This window comes from Paenibacillus sp. TSA_86.1 (genome assembly GCF_052691815.1).
In genome coordinates, this window is the sequence record NZ_JBQZGE010000003.1 from 67,054 (window position 1) to 84,332 (window position 17,279).

Sequence of the window (17,279 nt, forward strand, 5' to 3'; positions counted from 1 at the left end):
ATGTAAAGCTTGTATACACAACCACCACATAGACAAGGGAGAGAATGAAATGAAGAAGCTTCAACTGTTGCAAAAGATGACGGACAATGGTGTGGTGGCGGTTCTGCGCGCAGATTCAGCTGACCAGGTTATTGCTATGGCAGAGCAGGCAATCGCGGGTGGAATCAAGGTTATCGAAATTACAATGACTGTGCCAAGTGCACTTAAAGCGATCGAAAAACTAAGCCGTGTATATCATTGGAATACGCAAGATCCCGAAAAATTTGCGATTATTGGAGCAGGAACGGTGCTTGAGCCACAAACCGCGAGAGCTGCAATTATGTCCGGGGCTGAGTTTGTTGTAGGGCCTTCCCTTAACCCTGATACCGTTCAAATGTGTAATTTGTATCGCGTGCCCATTCTGCCAGGTGTCATGACGATTGCTGATGTACAACGTGCACTGGAGCTTGGTGTCGATATTATCAAGCTGTTCCCGGGCAATCTGTATGATCCTTCGATTATCAAAACGATGAAGGGCCCTATGCCACAGGCGAATTTCATGCCAACAGGCGGAGTGTCTTTGTCCAATCTGGGTGATTGGATCAAAGGTGGAGCAGTGGCTGTGGGGATTGGCTCTGATCTGACGTCAGAAGCTGTGAAGACGGGAGATTTGAGTCACGTCCGCCGCAAAGCAGAACAATATATGGAAGCCTATCGCAAGGCTAAGGCTGAATAGTATTCAATATGGAAGGGAGCCTGGTATAAGCAGGCTCCCGCTTCCATAAGCCGCGGTATTTGCGGAGGTGGAGAAAGGTGAATGATGTTGAGAAATCGTTATAATACGGGGCGCAAAAAGAGGGGCATTGGCAAGTTTCTGCTCATACTTTTGGCGCTCATTGTCATTGGTTGCGGATACGTTGCATGGAAGTTGTTTACACCTTACGGACCTCAAGAGGCAGCTCAGGCTGCGATGGAGACATCCGGCGGGGTTAGCGTCAGCCAGCAGGAGAACTGGATCGATTTTAAGCCGGATAAACCTAAAACAGATGGGAAAAGTATACTTTTCTACCCTGGCGGTTTAGTTAAACCGGAAAGTTACGCCCCTCTTGCCCATGAACTTGCTGCAGCTGGTCATCATACCCTTATTGCTAAGATGCCGTTCAATTTGGCTGTAATTAAACCCAATCTGGCTGATGATATTCTGGCCGCATATCCGGAAGAGAAATTTGTCATGGGTGGTCACTCGCTTGGCGGCTCTATGGCTGCACGGTACGTTGTGGCACATCCCGATGCCATTCAAGGGATTTTTTTCCTGGCGTCCTATCCGGATGAAAAAGGTAGTGTGCAGAAGCTGGGAATTCCAGCTTTGTCCATTCTCGGCACTAACGATGGTGTCGTGAATATGACGAAGTATCAGGAGGGACGCATGTATCTCCCACCAGATACGGTGTATTACACCATTGAAGGGGGAAACCACGCTCAATTTGGTGACTATGGTCATCAGAAGGGAGACGGTGAGCCCACAGTCAGCAAAGAGGATCAGTTGAAACAGACGGTCAAAACGTTGTTGTCCTGGTTAGATACTGTAAAATAGTCTCATTTTCGGCGGAGGTGATGACAAGTGGCTTTGCTACAGGTGCAGGGAGAGAAGATCCCTTGCAGGGCAATTCTGTTTGACAAAGATGGCACCTTGCTGGATTTTCTTCAATTATGGGGCCCTTGGGCTGAGCGTATGCTCGTGCAAATGCAAACATGGATGCGAGAACGTGGAGCTTCTTTTACCGTAGAACTCGAACATGTACTCGGTACGGTTCATGATTCGAAAGGTCATCTCAGCGGCTACGATGTGCAAGGGCCGCTTGCCATTGCAACTGTAGATGAATGTAACGGCTGGCTGGCAGGTCAGCTCTATGCTGCGGGTACGCCATGGAACGAAGCCATTACAACGATACGCCAGTTTTCAAGTATAGCGATGAAGTCTGTAAGAGAGCGGAAATCCGCTGAACCTATGCCCGGATTACTGGATTTACTGCAACGTTGTAAGGGAGCAGGCATTCAGCTTGCAGTGGTGACTTCCGACAGTACGTCAGCAGCTGAAGCACATCTGGACTGGATGGGGATTCGTTCCTTTTTCACTTCCATTGTGGGTTGTGACCGGGTAACTCGTGGCAAACCCGATGGGGAATCGTTCCTGCTCGCTTGCCAGGAATTGTCTGTTCAGCCTCATGAGACGGTAGTCATTGGAGACAGCAACGGCGATATGCAAATGGGATGCCATGCAGGAGCAACATATACATTGGGGTATTGTCCGCAATTGGATCAGGGCGCGCATTTGCGTGATGCTGATGCCGTCATACGTCACTATGATGAGTTAGGTATTGTATTATAGATGCTGTTCGTTGTTTAAAATTAAGGGAAATCGAAGGAGGAGAGAGGATGAACGCAAGAGAGCAACTGGCTGCCTGGATTCAGGAAAGCTCACGCATTGTTTTTTTCGGAGGAGCCGGGACTTCAACGGAAAGCGGAATTCCCGACTTTCGCTCGGCTGCAGGACTGTATCAGACCGAGCAGCACTCCCCTTATCCTCCCGAGGAACTGTTAAGCCGTCATTTTTTTGATCAACATGCGGATATTTTTTATGACTTTTACCGGGGCAAAATGCTTCATCCCGATGCGGAGCCAAATGGTTGTCATTATTTACTTGCCAGACTGGAACAAAAGGGAATACTTCAAGCTGTCATTACGCAGAACATAGACGGCCTCCATCAAAAGGCTGGCAGCAGTCACGTGCTGGAGCTTCATGGTTCAGTTCATCGCAATGCTTGCATGGATTGCAAACAATTTTTTTCACTGCATGACATTATTCAATCCAAAGAGGTTGTACCTCGTTGCACCTCGTGTGGTGGCGTCATCAAACCGGATGTCGTACTGTATGAAGAAGAGCTGGATCAGACAACGTTGTACCATGCCATCGATGCCTTGTCTTCAGCAGACTTACTGCTGGTAGGAGGAACATCACTGACGGTATATCCGGCTGCTCAATTGATTACGTATTTTGAGGGGAAACATACCGTTCTGCTTAATGCCACACCAACTGCTTATGATCATCGGGCAGACTTGTTGATTACCGAGCCGATTGGCGAGGTAATGAAGGGTGTAGACCAGCTTATTGGTTGATACTACGTTGTAGACCGGATTTTGGTAAACGCATTGAACGCAATTATGGCATCCTCTGGCTAAGGCTTGGATACAGGATGCGCGAACCTGTGGAAAGAAGGGATTCATGATGGTCTATGTAGCTGCTGAAACACGCTATGAAACGATGAAATATAACCGCGTGGGACGTTCGGGCCTCAAGCTGCCAGCGATTTCACTCGGACTGTGGCATAATTTTGGTGGAATTAACAGTGTAGAGAATGGACGCAACATGATTACCCGGGCGTTTGATCTCGGCATTACACATTTTGATCTGGCAAACAATTATGGCCCACCTGCAGGTTCAGCGGAGCAGTTGTTTGGACAGGTGCTGGCTCAGGATCTGAAACCATATCGGGATGAACTGGTCATCTCCACCAAAGCCGGATATTATATGTGGCCAGGGCCTTATGGTGAGTGGGGTTCCCGCAAATCCTTGATCTCCAGTCTGAATCAGAGTCTGACGCGAATGGGACTGGACTATGTAGATGTTTTTTATTCACACCGTTATGATCCGGACACGCCGCTGGAAGAAACGATGATGGCGCTTGATCATATTGTCCGTTCAGGCAAGGCACTGTATGTCGGCATCTCCAATTATCCTGCAGAGCAAACGAAACAGGCGGCCGAGATACTGAAAAGTCTGGGTACACCGCTACTGATTCATCAGCCGAGGTACTCCATGCTGGATCGCTGGATTGAAGATGGACTTCAGGATGTGCTGGATGAGTATGGCGCAGGTAGTATTGCGTTCTGTCCATTGGAGCAAGGTGTGCTCACGAACAAATATTTGAATGGCATTCCGGAAGATTCCCGTGCCAAAGGCCCTTCTGTATTTCTCAATGAAAATAATATCTCCCCAGAAACACTTCGCAAAGTACGTGCTCTGAATCAAATTGCGGCAGCCCGAGGCCAGAGTCTCGCCCAGTTCGCACTGGCATGGGTACTGCGTAATGGGAGAGTCACGTCTGCGCTAATTGGCGCAAGCCGTCCGTCTCAGATTGAAGAGAACGTAGCTGCTCTTAGTCAGCTGGAGTTTTCCAAGGAGGAACTGGAGCGGATTGAGTCGATTCTGCGACCGGAGTCTGCGAACAAGAACAAGGATTAGAACTTGTCCCATATGTGGTGGAGTGTTCAGAAATAAATCATACACAAAAAGTGCATCTTAGCCATAAAGGCAAGACGCACTTTTTTTATTTTGAACATGTGGACAAAATTCAGTTATTCCGTACTTTGGTTCATGTTTACGATGAGATGGGATGCTCTCTCTTTTATGTGAAGAAGTGATTTTACGTACCTTTTGAAAGTGACGGACGCGCAAACAGTTTTTCCCGATAGAGGCTAGGCGCCTCCCCATGGAATCGTTTGAACTGTTTGGAGAAATACAGGGCGTCAGGCATACCCACAGATGCGGATACTTGCTCGATGGACAAATCCGGACGTTCCCGCAGGAGCTGACGAGACTTGTCGATCCGAAGTTTCAGCAGATACGTGACAGGAGTGAGCCCCGTTTCCTGCTTGAAAATACGTGAGAGATACGCGCGGTTATACCCCAAGCTCTCGGACATTTGCTCAATGGATACAGGGTAAGCATATTGGGTGGACATATATTGAATCATCTGTTTGACTGTTCGCCGTATGGAAGATTCTCCTGATGTCAACGTTTGCCCTTCGGAAAGGTGATTCTGAGCCTCGGCTAAAATCATATACAGTGTACCGAGTGACGTATAATGCGCGCTCTCTGTTCGCTCGGCAAAAGCATCTTGCATGACCGACAGCCAGTTGGATATGTTACCTGCTGTACCGGCATGGAAAACGGATTTCTCGGGCCGAAATCCAGCCTGTTCCACATGCTGTGCCGCCTCACTGCCTGTAAAGGCAATCCAGCGGTATTGCCACGGCTTGCGGGTATTAGACTGGTAGCTGACCAGTTGCCCCGGGTGGATCAGGAAACAGTCACCAGCATAGAGATCATAGGTGTGCAGCTCAGTACGGAACGTACCGGCCCCCTTTTCTACATAATGCAAAAGATAATAATCATATAGCTTCGGCCCGAGCGCATGTCCGGGAAGGGTCTGGCTTGCACCGGCAAACAGGACATGCAGTGCCCCTTGATTGTGATAGACGGGATTCGAGGCAACGGAATAACTAAGTGCTCCGCTTTTGCCTGCCGGTGTTTCCTGTGGAGTTCGGGGGCTGGACGAATGATCTATGTTACTGGTTGTTCCAGCCGCATTAGCTTTGGAATCCTTCATATATGTTCCTTCTTTCAATAAAGTCGAGCTTCAGTCGTTAAACTCATTATAGGATTAAAGGTCACATTTATCCATATGAATCACACATGGTTTCATTTCAAGAGGGATCGCTCCGTTGTATAATAACATTAAGAAAACCACAACAAAGAGGCGAGGTGCATCAGCTTTGAATGCAACTGATTTGCAACAAAAGTTTATTGAGAAGTACGGAGAAAGTGGAGCGGACATCCGTGTGTTCCATGCCCCTGGACGTGTGAACCTGATCGGTGAACATATCGACTATAATGGTGGTTATGTGCTCCCGGCTGCTCTTGAGTTTGGTACAACCTTGCTTATTCGTGAACGTACGGATAACCAATTACAGCTGGCTTCTACCAATATGGCTTACGAGGGAACTCTGGACAGGGCCTCCATTGGTCAGGAGAAAACGGGAGAGTGGACGGATTACCCGGTAGGCGTCATGGTACAACTGCAAGGAAAAGGTGTGCAAGTGACGAGAGGGTATGATTTCCTCTACCACGGCGAGATTCCGAATGGCGCAGGACTTTCCTCATCAGCGTCACTGGAGGTTCTCACCGGGTATGGGATTCAATCCATGGAAGGAGTGCCCGACATTGACACTGTGGAGCTTGCGCTTTTATCCCAGAAAGCTGAGAACGAATTTGTTGGTGTCAACTGCGGGATTATGGATCAGTTTGCTGTGGCCAATGGTGCGAAGGATCATGCGATTCTGCTGATGTGTGACACGCTGGAGTACGAGAAGGTTCCTTTCCGTACAGGTGATTACAAATTGATTATCGGTAACACAAACAAACGTCGTGGTCTGGTCGATTCGGCATACAATGAGCGACGTTCGCAATGCGAGCAGGCACTTGCCGTTTTGAAGGAACAGCTGCCTGCACTGAATTATCTGGCTCAATTGAAGCCGGAGCAGTTTGACACATTACGGGATCAGATCAAGGATGAGAAAGTCAGAGAGCGTGCACAGCACGTTGTGGAAGAAAATGCGCGGGTGCTCTCCTCAGTCGAGGCTTTACGGAACAACGATCTGCAGACGTTTGGACAGTTGATGAATGCTTCGCATGAATCGCTGCGTGACTTGTATGAAGTTAGCTGTACTGAACTGGATGTCATGGTAGAGGAAGCGCAGCGGATTCCAGGAACCTTAGGGGCTCGTATGACGGGTGCTGGTTTTGGAGGATGTACGGTGTCTCTGGTGCATGAGAATGATGCGGAGCGTTTTGTTCGTGAAGTAGGTACGGCTTATGAAGCACGGACAGGTCTCAAAGGTGATTTTTATGTATGTGGTGTAGGCGAAGGCGTTAACGAACTCAAGGAGGCGAAGTAAAATGGCAATTTTGGTGACAGGTGGAGCAGGATATATTGGATCTCATACGGTGGCAGCGTTGCTTGAACGTGGCGAAGAGGTCGTTGTACTGGATAACTTGCAGACAGGGCATCGCGAGGCACTGCTTGGCGGTAAGCTGTATGAAGGGGATTTGCGCGACAAGGAGATTTTGACAAAGCTGTTTGCGGAAAATTCAATCGATGCGGTCATTCACTTTGCGGCTAACTCGCTGGTTGGCGAAAGTATGAAAGAGCCGGCTAAATATTACGATAATAACGTGTTTGGTACACTTTGTTTGTTAGAAGCAATGAATGCAGCCAATGTACGTCGCATCGTCTTCTCTTCTACAGCAGCAACCTATGGTGAGCCGGAGAAAGTGCCAATCGAAGAGAGCGACCGTACTGAGCCTACGAATGTATATGGTGAAACCAAATTGATGATGGAGCGCATGATGTCCTGGTTTGACAAAGTGCAAGATATCAAATATGTTTCCCTGCGTTACTTCAATGCAGCTGGTGCACACGAAAGTGGCAAAATCGGTGAAGATCATCAGCCGGAAAGTCACCTGATTCCACTTGTATTGCAAACCGCACTGAAACAACGTTCGCATATTGCCGTATTCGGAGATGATTATGCAACAGAGGATGGCACATGTGTCCGCGACTATATCCACGTTAGCGATCTGGCTGATGCACATCTGCGTGCAGTAGATTACCTGCGCAAAGGGGAAAACAGCAACGTGTTTAACCTGGGTAACGGTACCGGATTCTCAGTGAAACAAGTGATTGAAACCGCGAAAAAAGTGACAGGTCTGGATATCCCGGTTGTTCATGAACCACGTCGTGCGGGTGACCCGGCTGTGCTGGTGGCATCATCTGCGAAAGCCAGATCCGTTCTGGGCTGGAACCCGAAATGGACGAATCTCGAAGATGTGATTCAGAGCGCATGGAGCTGGCATCAATCCCGTCCAGAAGGCTACGGAAAAAACTAGGAGGCGAACATCTTATGTCACAGACTCAACCTGGAGCAGAGGCCACAGAGCGTACACCCGAGCAGCAGGAAGCACTGCATGCCATTGAGCGTCTGGTCGCATTTGCCTTGCAGAAAAAATTGATCGAAGAAGCGGACTATGATTACAGCCGCAACCTGCTGATGGAACAGTTCGGATTCTCGGAGCCTTATTCCGGTGAATTGGATGCTACAGTTCCTGATAGTCCACAGACGATGCTGGACACTCTGATTGACTATGGATATACAATCGGACTTATTCCTGAAAATAGCGATACGTTCCGTGATTTGCTGGATGCCAAAATTATGGGTCACCTGATGGCACGGCCATCGGAAGTTGTGCGTGCATTCCGCGATAAAGAGCTAATGGAAGGCATCGAAGCGGCAACATCGCAATTCTATGACTTGTCCATTAACTCCAACTATATCCGGATGGATCGTGTCTCCAAGAACGTCTATTGGACGCAGGATACCGCTTATGGTGAGATGGAAATCACGATCAACCTGTCCAAACCGGAGAAAAGTCCAAAGGAAATTGCCATGGCGAAGCTGCTTCCGCCGCCGGTATATCCGAAATGTCAGCTATGCCGTGAAAATGTAGGTTATGCTGGTCGGGTGAATCACCCGGCCCGTCAGAATCTGCGAGTCATTCCGCTACAGCTTAACAATGAGCCGTGGTTATTCCAATACTCACCGTACGTGTACTACAATGAGCACTGTATTATTTTCCATCATGATCATGTGCCGATGAAACTGACGAAGAATACGTTGCGCAGACTGCTTGCCTTTGTTCAGGAATATCCGCATTACTTTATCGGGTCTAACGCTGATCTTCCGATCGTGGGCGGTTCCATTCTGACCCATGACCATTTCCAAGGTGGACGACATACATTCGCGATTCAAAACGCACAACCTGAGGCTGTCTTCCGTCACGGAGATGCACCAGGGCTGACACTTAGCCTTGTGAAATGGCCGATGTCCGTGATGCGTTTGCATTCACATGATCCTGCGGAACTGTTAGAAGCGGGTGACGCCGTTTATGAAGCATGGAAAGTTTACAGTGACTCCGCAGTAGAGATCGAAGCGTTTAGTGAGATCGATGGGGAAAAGGTGCCTCATAACACGGTAACACCAATTGTTCGCCGCAGTGCGGATGGTGGGTATGAAATGGATCTCGTTCTGCGTAACAACCGTACAAATGATGAGCATCCGGAAGGTATTTTCCACCCGCACCGGGAGATGCATCATCTGAAAAAAGAAAACATCGGCTTGATCGAAGTCATGGGACTTGCTATTTTGCCAGGACGTCTTAAAGAGGAACTGGATGGTATTGCCGACATCCTAGCGGGGAATACAGAGCTTGCAGAAGCTGCCCAGGCAGCAGATCACGAGCTGAACAAACATTTACCGTGGACAGAAGCGTTGAAGCAGGGACATGGCTCCAGCTTGACGAAAGAAGAAGCGGTTACGCTTGTGCAACAGCAGGTAGGTTTGAAATTTTCCGAAATTCTGGAGCATGCAGGTGTGTACAAACATGATGAGGCTGGACGTCAGGCATTCCGCCGCTTCGTTAGCAGCATGGGATATACCGAGTAATAAGATTATCTGGCATCCGTTCGATTGCGAACGGATGCTTTTTGGCATGGATTGAAGTGTATAATGGAGTAAGGAAACGAAACAAGAATAGAGAATACGAAGAACAATCCAATACATAGGAAAAAGGGGACAATTCATATGGAAAAGCAGCCGCTTCATCTTTCATTTATTTCGGATGCCAAGGAACTTAAAAGCATGGTTGGAGAATCCAGCGAACGTGTGCGTAACAAAGTAATCCCATTTGTGGATCCGCATGTTCAGAATTTTATCACGAAGTCACCCTTGTTCTTCTTGTCCACTTCGGATCAGGATGGAAAATGTGATGTATCACCACGCGGGGATGAACCCGGCTTTGTTCGTGTATTGGATCCTTATAGACTGGTGTACTCGGAACGCCCGGGCAATCGGCGGATCGATTCGTTATTGAACATTTTGTCAGATCCGGGTGTAGGCATGCTGTTTGTGATTCCGGGTTTGAACGAAGTGCTGCGTATTAATGGAACAGCTCGGATCACCAAGGATGAAGAATTCATCGCGAGCATGAACTGGAGTGGTAAAACGATTGGAGCAGCCGTCATTGTTGAGGTTGAGGAATGTTTTATTCATTGTCCCCGGGCTTTCAATCAGGCAGGGTTGTGGGACGCTACGACTTGGGCAAAGACAGAGGACTTGCCGTCTGTAAATGCACTTCTTCAGGCGCATCTGCAGATTAATGGAATGAACTAAAGTGAGCGGCTATCGATTTGTTTTTCTATAAAAGGGGTACTATAATTGAGGTTGCACTAAAAATTAAACTCCCTTGGAGGCGATTATAGATCATGAGATCTTTTCAATTTTATAACCCAACTCGACTAATCTTCGGTAAAGGCCAGCTCGAAGCGCTGAAAACGGAAGTGCCGAAATACGGCAAACGGGTTCTGCTTGTATACGGCGGTGGTAGCATCAAACGCAGTGGACTGTATGATCAAGTACTCGGTTTGCTTAAGGAAATCGGAGCAGAAGTAACGGAGCTTGCAGGTGTGGAGCCCAACCCGCGTTTATCCACTGTGCACAAAGGCGTGGACCACTGCAAAACAAATGATATTGAGCTGATTCTGGCCGTTGGCGGGGGTAGTGTCCTTGACTGTGCCAAAGCGATTGCCGTTGGGGCCAAATATGACGGAGACATGTGGGACTTTGCACAGCGTAAAGCTGCTGCACAAGATGCTCTTCCACTGGGAACCGTGCTTACTATGGCAGCTACCGGTTCAGAGATGAACTCGGGCTCCGTAATCACGAATCAAGAAACGCAAGAGAAACTGGGCTGGGGCAGTGCTTATTCTTTCCCTGCATTCTCCATTCTTGATCCCGTAAATACATACACGGTACCGAAGGATCAAACGGTATACGGTATGGTGGACATGATGTCTCACGTATTGGAGCATTATTTCCATCTGGATCCGAACACACCTGTTCAACTCGGCTTCTGCGAGACGATTCTGCGTACCGTAATGGAAGCAGCCCCTCGTTTGGTGGATGACCTGGAGAACTACGAACTTCGTGAGACGATTCTGTATTGCGGAACAATGGCACTTAATGGCGTGCTGAACATGGGACTTGCAGGAGACTGGGCAACGCACAATATCGAACATGCGGTATCTGCGGTCTACGACATCCCGCATGGCGGTGGACTTGCAATCCTGTTCCCGCACTGGATGAAACATAACCTTGATGTGAAGGTAGACCGTTTCAAACGCCTTGCGATCAACGTGTTTGACGTGAACCCAGAAGGCAAAACAGACAGACAGATTGCCGAGGAAGGAATCGACGCACTCAGTAAGTTCTGGACATCCATTGGCGCACCAAACCGTCTGGCTGATTATGATATTGATGACAGTCAGATTGAAGTGATGGCCGATAAAGCAATGCTGTTTGGGCCGTTCGGTAACTTTAAAAAGTTGCAACGTGAAGATGTGGTATCCATCTACAAAGCCTCTCTATAGGTGAAATGAGAAGCTTGGCATGAAAGCTTAACATCCATTGGAATACGGACATAAACGCAAGTCTCCTGTTGGAGGCTTGCGTTTTTTATATTGGACTATTGTGAATACTTCTGTCATTCCAAACCGTGAGTTTGCATGGACAAGAGAAATGGAGCATTCCTGAATATTATATTGCTAATACCCATTAGCGGCTCCTCAAGACATCTCAGGAAAGATTTTGAAACATTTTGCCTGGATGTACGTATTTATTTACATGTGGAATGCACAGTTGGGAGAATTTGCAGCAGAGAGAGGAGGAAGAGGGGATGGAAGCAATCTATTGGGGATGTCTCATCGGAGGTGCTGTTTTTGCTATCGTTAGCCTGGTGCTGGGTGACTTGATTGACGGTTTGTTGGATGGTGCTTTCGAAATGCCTGGTGTTGATTTTTTTAAACCTGTTGTACTGGCGGGTTCCATCACTGCTTTTGGTGGAGCGGGCATATTACTTACGCGGTACAGCTCTCTTAGTGTGACGTCGAATCTGATCTTATCCCTGTTGATCGGTATTGCTGCAGCCATGCTGGTATTCTTTGCATACATCAAGCCGATGCGTAACAGCGATGTTTCTATTGGTTTTTCTATGAAAGAATTATCCGGGAAAATTGGAGAAATCACCATTCCGGTGCCGGAACAAGGGTTTGGTGAAGTGATGATCCGTTTCGCTTCCGGCAGTACAACTCAAACGGCGTCCAGTTTTGAACAGCTCCCCATAGCGGCGGGAGCGCGAGTGGTCGTGATCGATGTGGTGGATGGCGTATTACGCGTATCGGAGTGGGAAGAAAACGTACTTAATGAAGTCTAATGTCACAACAGAAATGTAAAGGTTGAAGAGCCTTGACGGTGGAAGAGGTTCAAATACTTACGAGATAAGGGGAGAGATGTGAATGATTGAAAATTTGGACTGGGATGTATTGTTGATTCCTGTAATTGTGGTGGGAGTTATTCTGATTTTGGGTTTGGCTTTCTGGGCAAGATATAAGACGGTTGGGCCAGATGAAGCCATGATCGTGACAGGTTCGTTTCTTGGTAATAAAAATATATCGGATGACGACTCAGGTCGTAAAATAAAAATTGTTCGTGGCGGCGGTGCATTTATCCTGCCGGTGTTCCAGCAATCCGAGTTTATCTCATTGTTATCCCACAAGCTGGATGTCTCCACTCCTGAGGTATACACGGAACAAGGTGTTCCGGTAATTGCTGACGGTGTAGCCATTATCAAGGTCGGCGGTGCCGTTGAGGACGTTGCTACGGCAGCCGAACAATTCATCGGGAAACCTGTAGAAGCGCTGAGAAGCGAAGCACAGGAGGTGCTAGAGGGGCATTTGCGGGCCATCCTCGGTACAATGACGGTGGAAGAAGTGTATCGGAACCGGGATCGATTTGCGCAAGAGGTTCAAGGCGTAGCCGCAAGAGATTTGAAGAAAATGGGACTGCAGATTGTCTCTTTTACCATCAAAGATGTCCGTGACAAGCAGGGTTACCTTGATGCATTAGGTAAACCGAGAATTGCAGCCGTGAAGCGGGATGCCGAGATTGCTGAAGCGGAAGCGATGCGGGATGCACGTATTCAGAAGGCAAATGCGGAAGAACAGGGTCAAAAAGCGGAGTTGCTGCGTGATACCAATATCGCCGAGGCTGCCAAAGAGAAGGAACTGAAAGTGGCGACATTTAAGCGGGACCAGGATACCGCAAAAGCGGAAGCCGATCAGGCCTACCACATTCATGAAGCCCGTGCCAGACAGACCGTAGTGGAAGAAGAAATGAAAGTTGAACTCGTCCGTAAAGAACGGGAGATTGACTTGCAAGCGAAAGAAATTATCGTACGCGAGAAGCAATATGATGCGGAAGTGAAGAAAAAGGCCGAAGCTGATCGTTATGCAGTCGAGCAGGCGGCTGAGGCTGACAAAGCGAAAAGAATGCGTGAAGCCGATGCAGTACAGTATTCCATTGAAACACATGCCAAGGCTACAGCTGAACAAAAACGTCTGGAAGGCCAGGCTATGGCGGACGCCGAACTTGCCAAAGGTACAGCGGATTCAGAAGTCATTCGTTTACGTGGTCTAGCAGAAGCTGAAGCGAAAGAAAAACTGGCAGAAGCATTCCAGAAATTTGGTGAAGCGGCAGTACTCGATATCATCGTCAAAATGTTGCCTGAACTTGCTGGTAAAATTGCTGAGCCAATCTCGGCTATTGATAAACTTACCGTTGTGGATACAGGTAAGGGTGAAGGTGCAGCTCGTGTCAGCAACTATGTGACTGAACTTATGGCAACTGCACCCGAAATGCTCAAAAGTGTCTCCGGTATCGATGTTGAACAACTGATCAAGGGGCTCACGAAGCCTAAAACGGCTACACCTGTTGCAGTTCAATCGAGTGAATCCGTTAAAAGTCCTTCCATCACCGATAAGCTTGTAGAGAGAACGGGCATGGACGATTAATAACGAACATGGCATGTTGCATGTTGCTCTATTGACCTCAAGGCGAATTTTTGTTACTTTTTAAGCGAGACGTCCGGCGCGGTTTGCCCGCTCCGGACGTTTTTTGGTTTGAATGAAGATGTGAGCGGCACATCCAAGATGGTGTGAAAAAAGAGGTGCAAAAATGAGCAGCCTGCATGTAGATAAAGCGCTAAATAATAACGTAATTATTGCACAGCATCCTGAGCATGGCGAAGTTGTTGTCATCGGCAAGGGGATTGGCTTCAATCGGAAGCCGGGGGATGGCATCCCACTGACCGCTGTAGAGAAGATGTTTATTTTGAAAAACCAGCAGGAACAGGAGCAGTACAAACAGCTTCTTCCTCAAGTAGATGAAGCATTGATTGAAATTATTAATGAAGTCATCACGTATATCGCCGAGCGTACAGACGTTCAGCTTAACGAACATATTCATATTGCCTTAACGGATCATATCTCTTTCGCGCTGAAACGCAAAGAACAAGGTATTGTCATTCAGAACCCTTTTTTATATGAGACAAGAGAGATTTACCCGGACGAGTATCGGATGGGAGAATACGCTGTTCGTTTAATTAAGGAGAAGATGGGCGTAGATCTCGGTCAAGATGAGATTGGTTTTGTGGCCCTGCATATCTATAGCGCGATGACGAACCAGAACATATCTCAGGTACGAGAGCATTCTCAATTAATTACGGATCTGGTGAACCTGGTTGCGGATAGGTTGGAGTATTCTTTCGAAACGCAGTCATTGGACTATTCCCGTCTGTTAACTCATCTTCGGTTTGCCCTGGAGCGTATACGTCGTGGAGACAAAGTGGAAGAGCTTCATAAGCTGGACTCCTTGCTCAGATTAGAGTATCCTGAAATGTACTCGCTTGCATGGAAACTCACTAAAGTGATGGAAAAGCGCTTAAAACTGCCTGTATATCCGGCAGAAGTTGGTTATTTAACCATACATCTGCAGCGGTTGAATCAGCGGAAAGAAGAAGAGAATAAGTAAGATCCTTCGAGTGGTGCATGCTGAATAATGTTTTTTTCTGTAAAGGCTTGCAATGCGCGTAAAGTGATGCTACAATGGTGACCGTAATCAAGCAACTGAATAAACATAAGCGACGTGTTACTGACTCGATCAGGCATGAGTTAATTAGAGTGTGATTGTTCTACCTTTTTAAGGGTATGCTATACCCCAAGGTAGGCACAGTTCACTTTTATTAGTTCATGCCTTTTTTTGTGTTCCCTTGCTTGCATCACGACATAGACATTTAAAACGAAAGGAAGAATACAACGCCATGTTTAAGAAGCTTTTTGGTGTATTGCAAAGAGTAGGTAAAGCTCTCATGTTGCCTGTAGCGATTCTTCCAGCCGCAGGTTTGCTGCTCGGAATCGGTAACATGCTGGTGAATCCGGATTTCCTACAGTATGCTACTGCACTCGATACCCCATGGGTAAACTCGATTGCAACTATTATGATGAACGCCGGTCAGATCGTATTTGATAATCTGGCATTGCTATTTGCGGTCGGTGTAGCCGTCGGGCTCGCTGGTGGCGAAGGGGTTGCAGGACTTGCAGCCATCATCGGTTACCTGGTTATGAATGTGACTCTGGGTTCTGCTGTAGGCGTAACACCTGCCATGATTGGCAAAGTACCTGGTTATGCAAGCATTCTAGGTATTCCGACATTAAGCACAGGGGTGTTCGGAGGTATCATCATAGGTATCGCCGCGGCTCTGTGTTATAATCGATTCTTCAAAATTGAACTGCCGTCTTACCTCGGTTTCTTCGCAGGTAAACGTTTTGTTCCCATCGTTACTTCAGTAGTCTCCTTGCTGTTAGGGTTGCTGCTCGTGGTCATCTGGCCTCCAATCCAGAACGGATTAAATGCCATTTCTCACTTCATGGTAGATACAAGCCCGACCTTGTCGGCCTTCATCTTCGGTGTTGTAGAACGGTCACTGATTCCGTTCGGTTTGCATCACATTTTCTACTCCCCATTCTGGTTTGAATTCGGTGAGTATGTGAACAAAGCGGGTGAAGTGATCCGCGGAGACCAAAAAATCTTCTTCAGTCAGTTGCGTGATGGCGTTGCTTTGACTGCAGGAACGTTCCAAGTTGGTAAATTTCCGTTCATGATGTTCGGTTTGCCAGCAGCCGCACTTGCGATGTACCATGAAGCAAGACCTGAACATAAAAAATATGTTGCGGGTATCATGGGTTCAGCTGCACTGACATCATTCCTGACAGGGATTACGGAACCACTCGAGTTCTCGTTCCTGTTCGTAGCACCCATTTTGTTTGCTGTACACTGTATCTTTGCAGGTTTGTCTTTCATGACCATGCAATTGCTTGGTGTGAAAATCGGGATGACCTTCTCGGGCGGTTTCATTGACTTCCTGATCTTCGGTATCATTCCAAACCGTACGCCATGGTGGGACGTTATCATTGTCGGTTTGATCCTTGCTGTGATCTACTACTTCGGATTCCGACTGATCATACGCAAATTCAACCTCAAGACACCTGGACGTGAAGAAGCTTCTGCGGACACTCCATCCGGCGGTTCTTCTGGTTCGACAGACGATCTGCCGCATAACATTCTTGAAGCCTTTGGCGGCAAGGAAAATATTAAACATCTGGATGCATGTATTACTCGTTTGCGGATTGAAGTCAATGAGAAATCCAATGTACAAAAAGATCGTTTGAAACAATTGGGTGCATCTGGTGTGCTTGAAGTGGGTAATAATGTTCAAGCCATCTTCGGAACACGTTCCGATACGATCAAGTCTCAAATGCAAGATATCATTGCAGGACGTACACCTACACCAACTCCAGCCGCTGAGGTTAAACCAACTCCTGAAGAGGAAAAAGCGCAAGGGGAGCAAGGTGAACGCATTGTTGAAGAGGATATCGTGATGCCAGTCAATGGTGAGCTGATGGATATTACGAATGTACCTGATCCGGTCTTTGCTGAAAAAATGACAGGTGACGGATTTGCCATTTTGCCACATGACGGAACGATTACTTCTCCTGTGTATGGTAAAGTATTTAATGTATTTCCAAGCAAACATGCCGTGGGCATTATGTCTGACGGTGGTAAGGAAGTGCTTGTTCATATAGGTGTGAATACGGTGAAACTGAAAGGTCAAGGTTTCAACGTGCTGGTTCAGGAAGGTGATCTGGTATCAGCAGGTCAACCGATTATGGAAGTGGATCTGGAGTATGTGAAAGCGAACGCTCCATCGATCATATCTCCTGTCATCTTCACCAACCTGCCAGAAGGCTCCACCGTCACGTTGAAAAAGAGTGGCGTGCTCAAAATTGGCGATCAGTCGATTATTGAGATAAAATAAGAAGTGTTACGATGATGGCAAGCAAGTGTAAATATATGCAATGCCTAAACCAAACTACCGAAAGTGAGATGATTGT

General features: G+C 47.5%; 15 protein-coding genes. 14 read left to right on the forward strand and 1 reads right to left on the reverse strand.

Going from position 1 to position 17,279, the window contains the following annotated elements; translation table 11 throughout:
- Positions 1-49 precede the first annotated feature (49 nt).
- The 5 genes from ACUTVW_RS09380 (at position 50) to mgrA (ending at position 4,282) form a co-directional block, all read left to right on the forward strand.
- Complete coding sequence (locus tag ACUTVW_RS09380; RefSeq protein WP_445645544.1) at positions 50-715, forward strand: bifunctional 2-keto-4-hydroxyglutarate aldolase/2-keto-3-deoxy-6-phosphogluconate aldolase; 666 nt, start codon at positions 50-52, stop codon at positions 713-715.
- Between the two features lie 81 nt (positions 716-796).
- Positions 797-1,573 (forward strand): alpha/beta fold hydrolase, encoded by a 777-nt coding sequence (locus ACUTVW_RS09385; protein ID WP_445645545.1) that lies wholly within the window; start codon positions 797-799, stop codon positions 1,571-1,573.
- Between the two features lie 27 nt (positions 1,574-1,600).
- Positions 1,601-2,368: an HAD family hydrolase gene (locus tag ACUTVW_RS09390; RefSeq protein ID WP_445645546.1), complete on the forward strand. Its 768-nt coding sequence runs from the start codon at positions 1,601-1,603 to the stop codon at positions 2,366-2,368.
- Positions 2,369-2,415: 47 nt separating this feature from the next.
- Positions 2,416-3,156, forward strand: coding sequence for an NAD-dependent protein deacylase (locus tag ACUTVW_RS09395; RefSeq protein ID WP_445645547.1), 741 nt, complete (start codon positions 2,416-2,418; stop codon positions 3,154-3,156).
- Between the two features lie 109 nt (positions 3,157-3,265).
- Positions 3,266-4,282, forward strand: a complete 1,017-nt coding sequence (gene mgrA, locus ACUTVW_RS09400) for an L-glyceraldehyde 3-phosphate reductase (RefSeq protein ID WP_445645862.1) — start codon at positions 3,266-3,268, stop codon at positions 4,280-4,282.
- Positions 4,283-4,463: 181 nt separating this feature from the next.
- On the opposite strand, the gene ACUTVW_RS09405 is transcribed toward mgrA, so the two are convergent.
- On the reverse strand, positions 4,464-5,429 hold the full coding sequence (locus tag ACUTVW_RS09405) for an AraC family transcriptional regulator (RefSeq protein WP_445645548.1): 966 nt from the start codon (positions 5,427-5,429) through the stop codon (positions 4,464-4,466).
- A 166-nt stretch (positions 5,430-5,595) separates the two neighbouring features.
- On the opposite strand from ACUTVW_RS09405, the gene ACUTVW_RS09410 reads away from it, so the two are divergent.
- From ACUTVW_RS09410 to ptsG, 9 genes are all read left to right on the forward strand, one after another.
- The gene (locus ACUTVW_RS09410; RefSeq protein WP_445645549.1) at positions 5,596-6,777 is read left to right on the forward strand and encodes a galactokinase; all 1,182 of its coding nucleotides are present in this window, start codon (positions 5,596-5,598) and stop codon (positions 6,775-6,777) included.
- 1 nt (position 6,778) lies between these two features.
- Positions 6,779-7,768, forward strand: coding sequence for a UDP-glucose 4-epimerase GalE (gene galE / locus ACUTVW_RS09415; protein ID WP_445645550.1), 990 nt, complete (start codon positions 6,779-6,781; stop codon positions 7,766-7,768).
- 14 nt (positions 7,769-7,782) lie between these two features.
- Positions 7,783-9,381, forward strand: coding sequence for a UDP-glucose--hexose-1-phosphate uridylyltransferase (locus tag ACUTVW_RS09420; protein ID WP_445645551.1), 1,599 nt, complete (start codon positions 7,783-7,785; stop codon positions 9,379-9,381).
- Positions 9,382-9,519: 138 nt separating this feature from the next.
- A complete protein-coding gene (locus tag ACUTVW_RS09425) occupies positions 9,520-10,107 on the forward strand; it encodes an MSMEG_1061 family FMN-dependent PPOX-type flavoprotein (protein ID WP_445645552.1) in 588 nt (195 codons plus the stop codon).
- A gap of 92 nt (positions 10,108-10,199) precedes the next feature.
- Positions 10,200-11,363, forward strand: coding sequence for an iron-containing alcohol dehydrogenase (locus tag ACUTVW_RS09430; protein WP_445645553.1), 1,164 nt, complete (start codon positions 10,200-10,202; stop codon positions 11,361-11,363).
- A 305-nt stretch (positions 11,364-11,668) separates the two neighbouring features.
- The gene (locus ACUTVW_RS09435; RefSeq protein WP_441924645.1) at positions 11,669-12,205 is read left to right on the forward strand and encodes a protease; all 537 of its coding nucleotides are present in this window, start codon (positions 11,669-11,671) and stop codon (positions 12,203-12,205) included.
- An 82-nt stretch (positions 12,206-12,287) separates the two neighbouring features.
- On the forward strand, positions 12,288-13,841 hold the full coding sequence (locus tag ACUTVW_RS09440; RefSeq protein ID WP_445645554.1) for a flotillin family protein: 1,554 nt from the start codon (positions 12,288-12,290) through the stop codon (positions 13,839-13,841).
- A gap of 163 nt (positions 13,842-14,004) precedes the next feature.
- Entirely contained in the window at positions 14,005-14,859 is an 855-nt protein-coding gene (gene glcT / locus ACUTVW_RS09445; protein WP_445645555.1) for a glucose PTS transporter transcription antiterminator GlcT, read from the forward strand.
- Positions 14,860-15,148: 289 nt separating this feature from the next.
- Entirely contained in the window at positions 15,149-17,203 is a 2,055-nt protein-coding gene (ptsG, locus tag ACUTVW_RS09450; protein ID WP_445645556.1) for a glucose-specific PTS transporter subunit IIBC, read from the forward strand.
- The last annotated feature ends 76 nt before the right edge of the window (positions 17,204-17,279 follow it).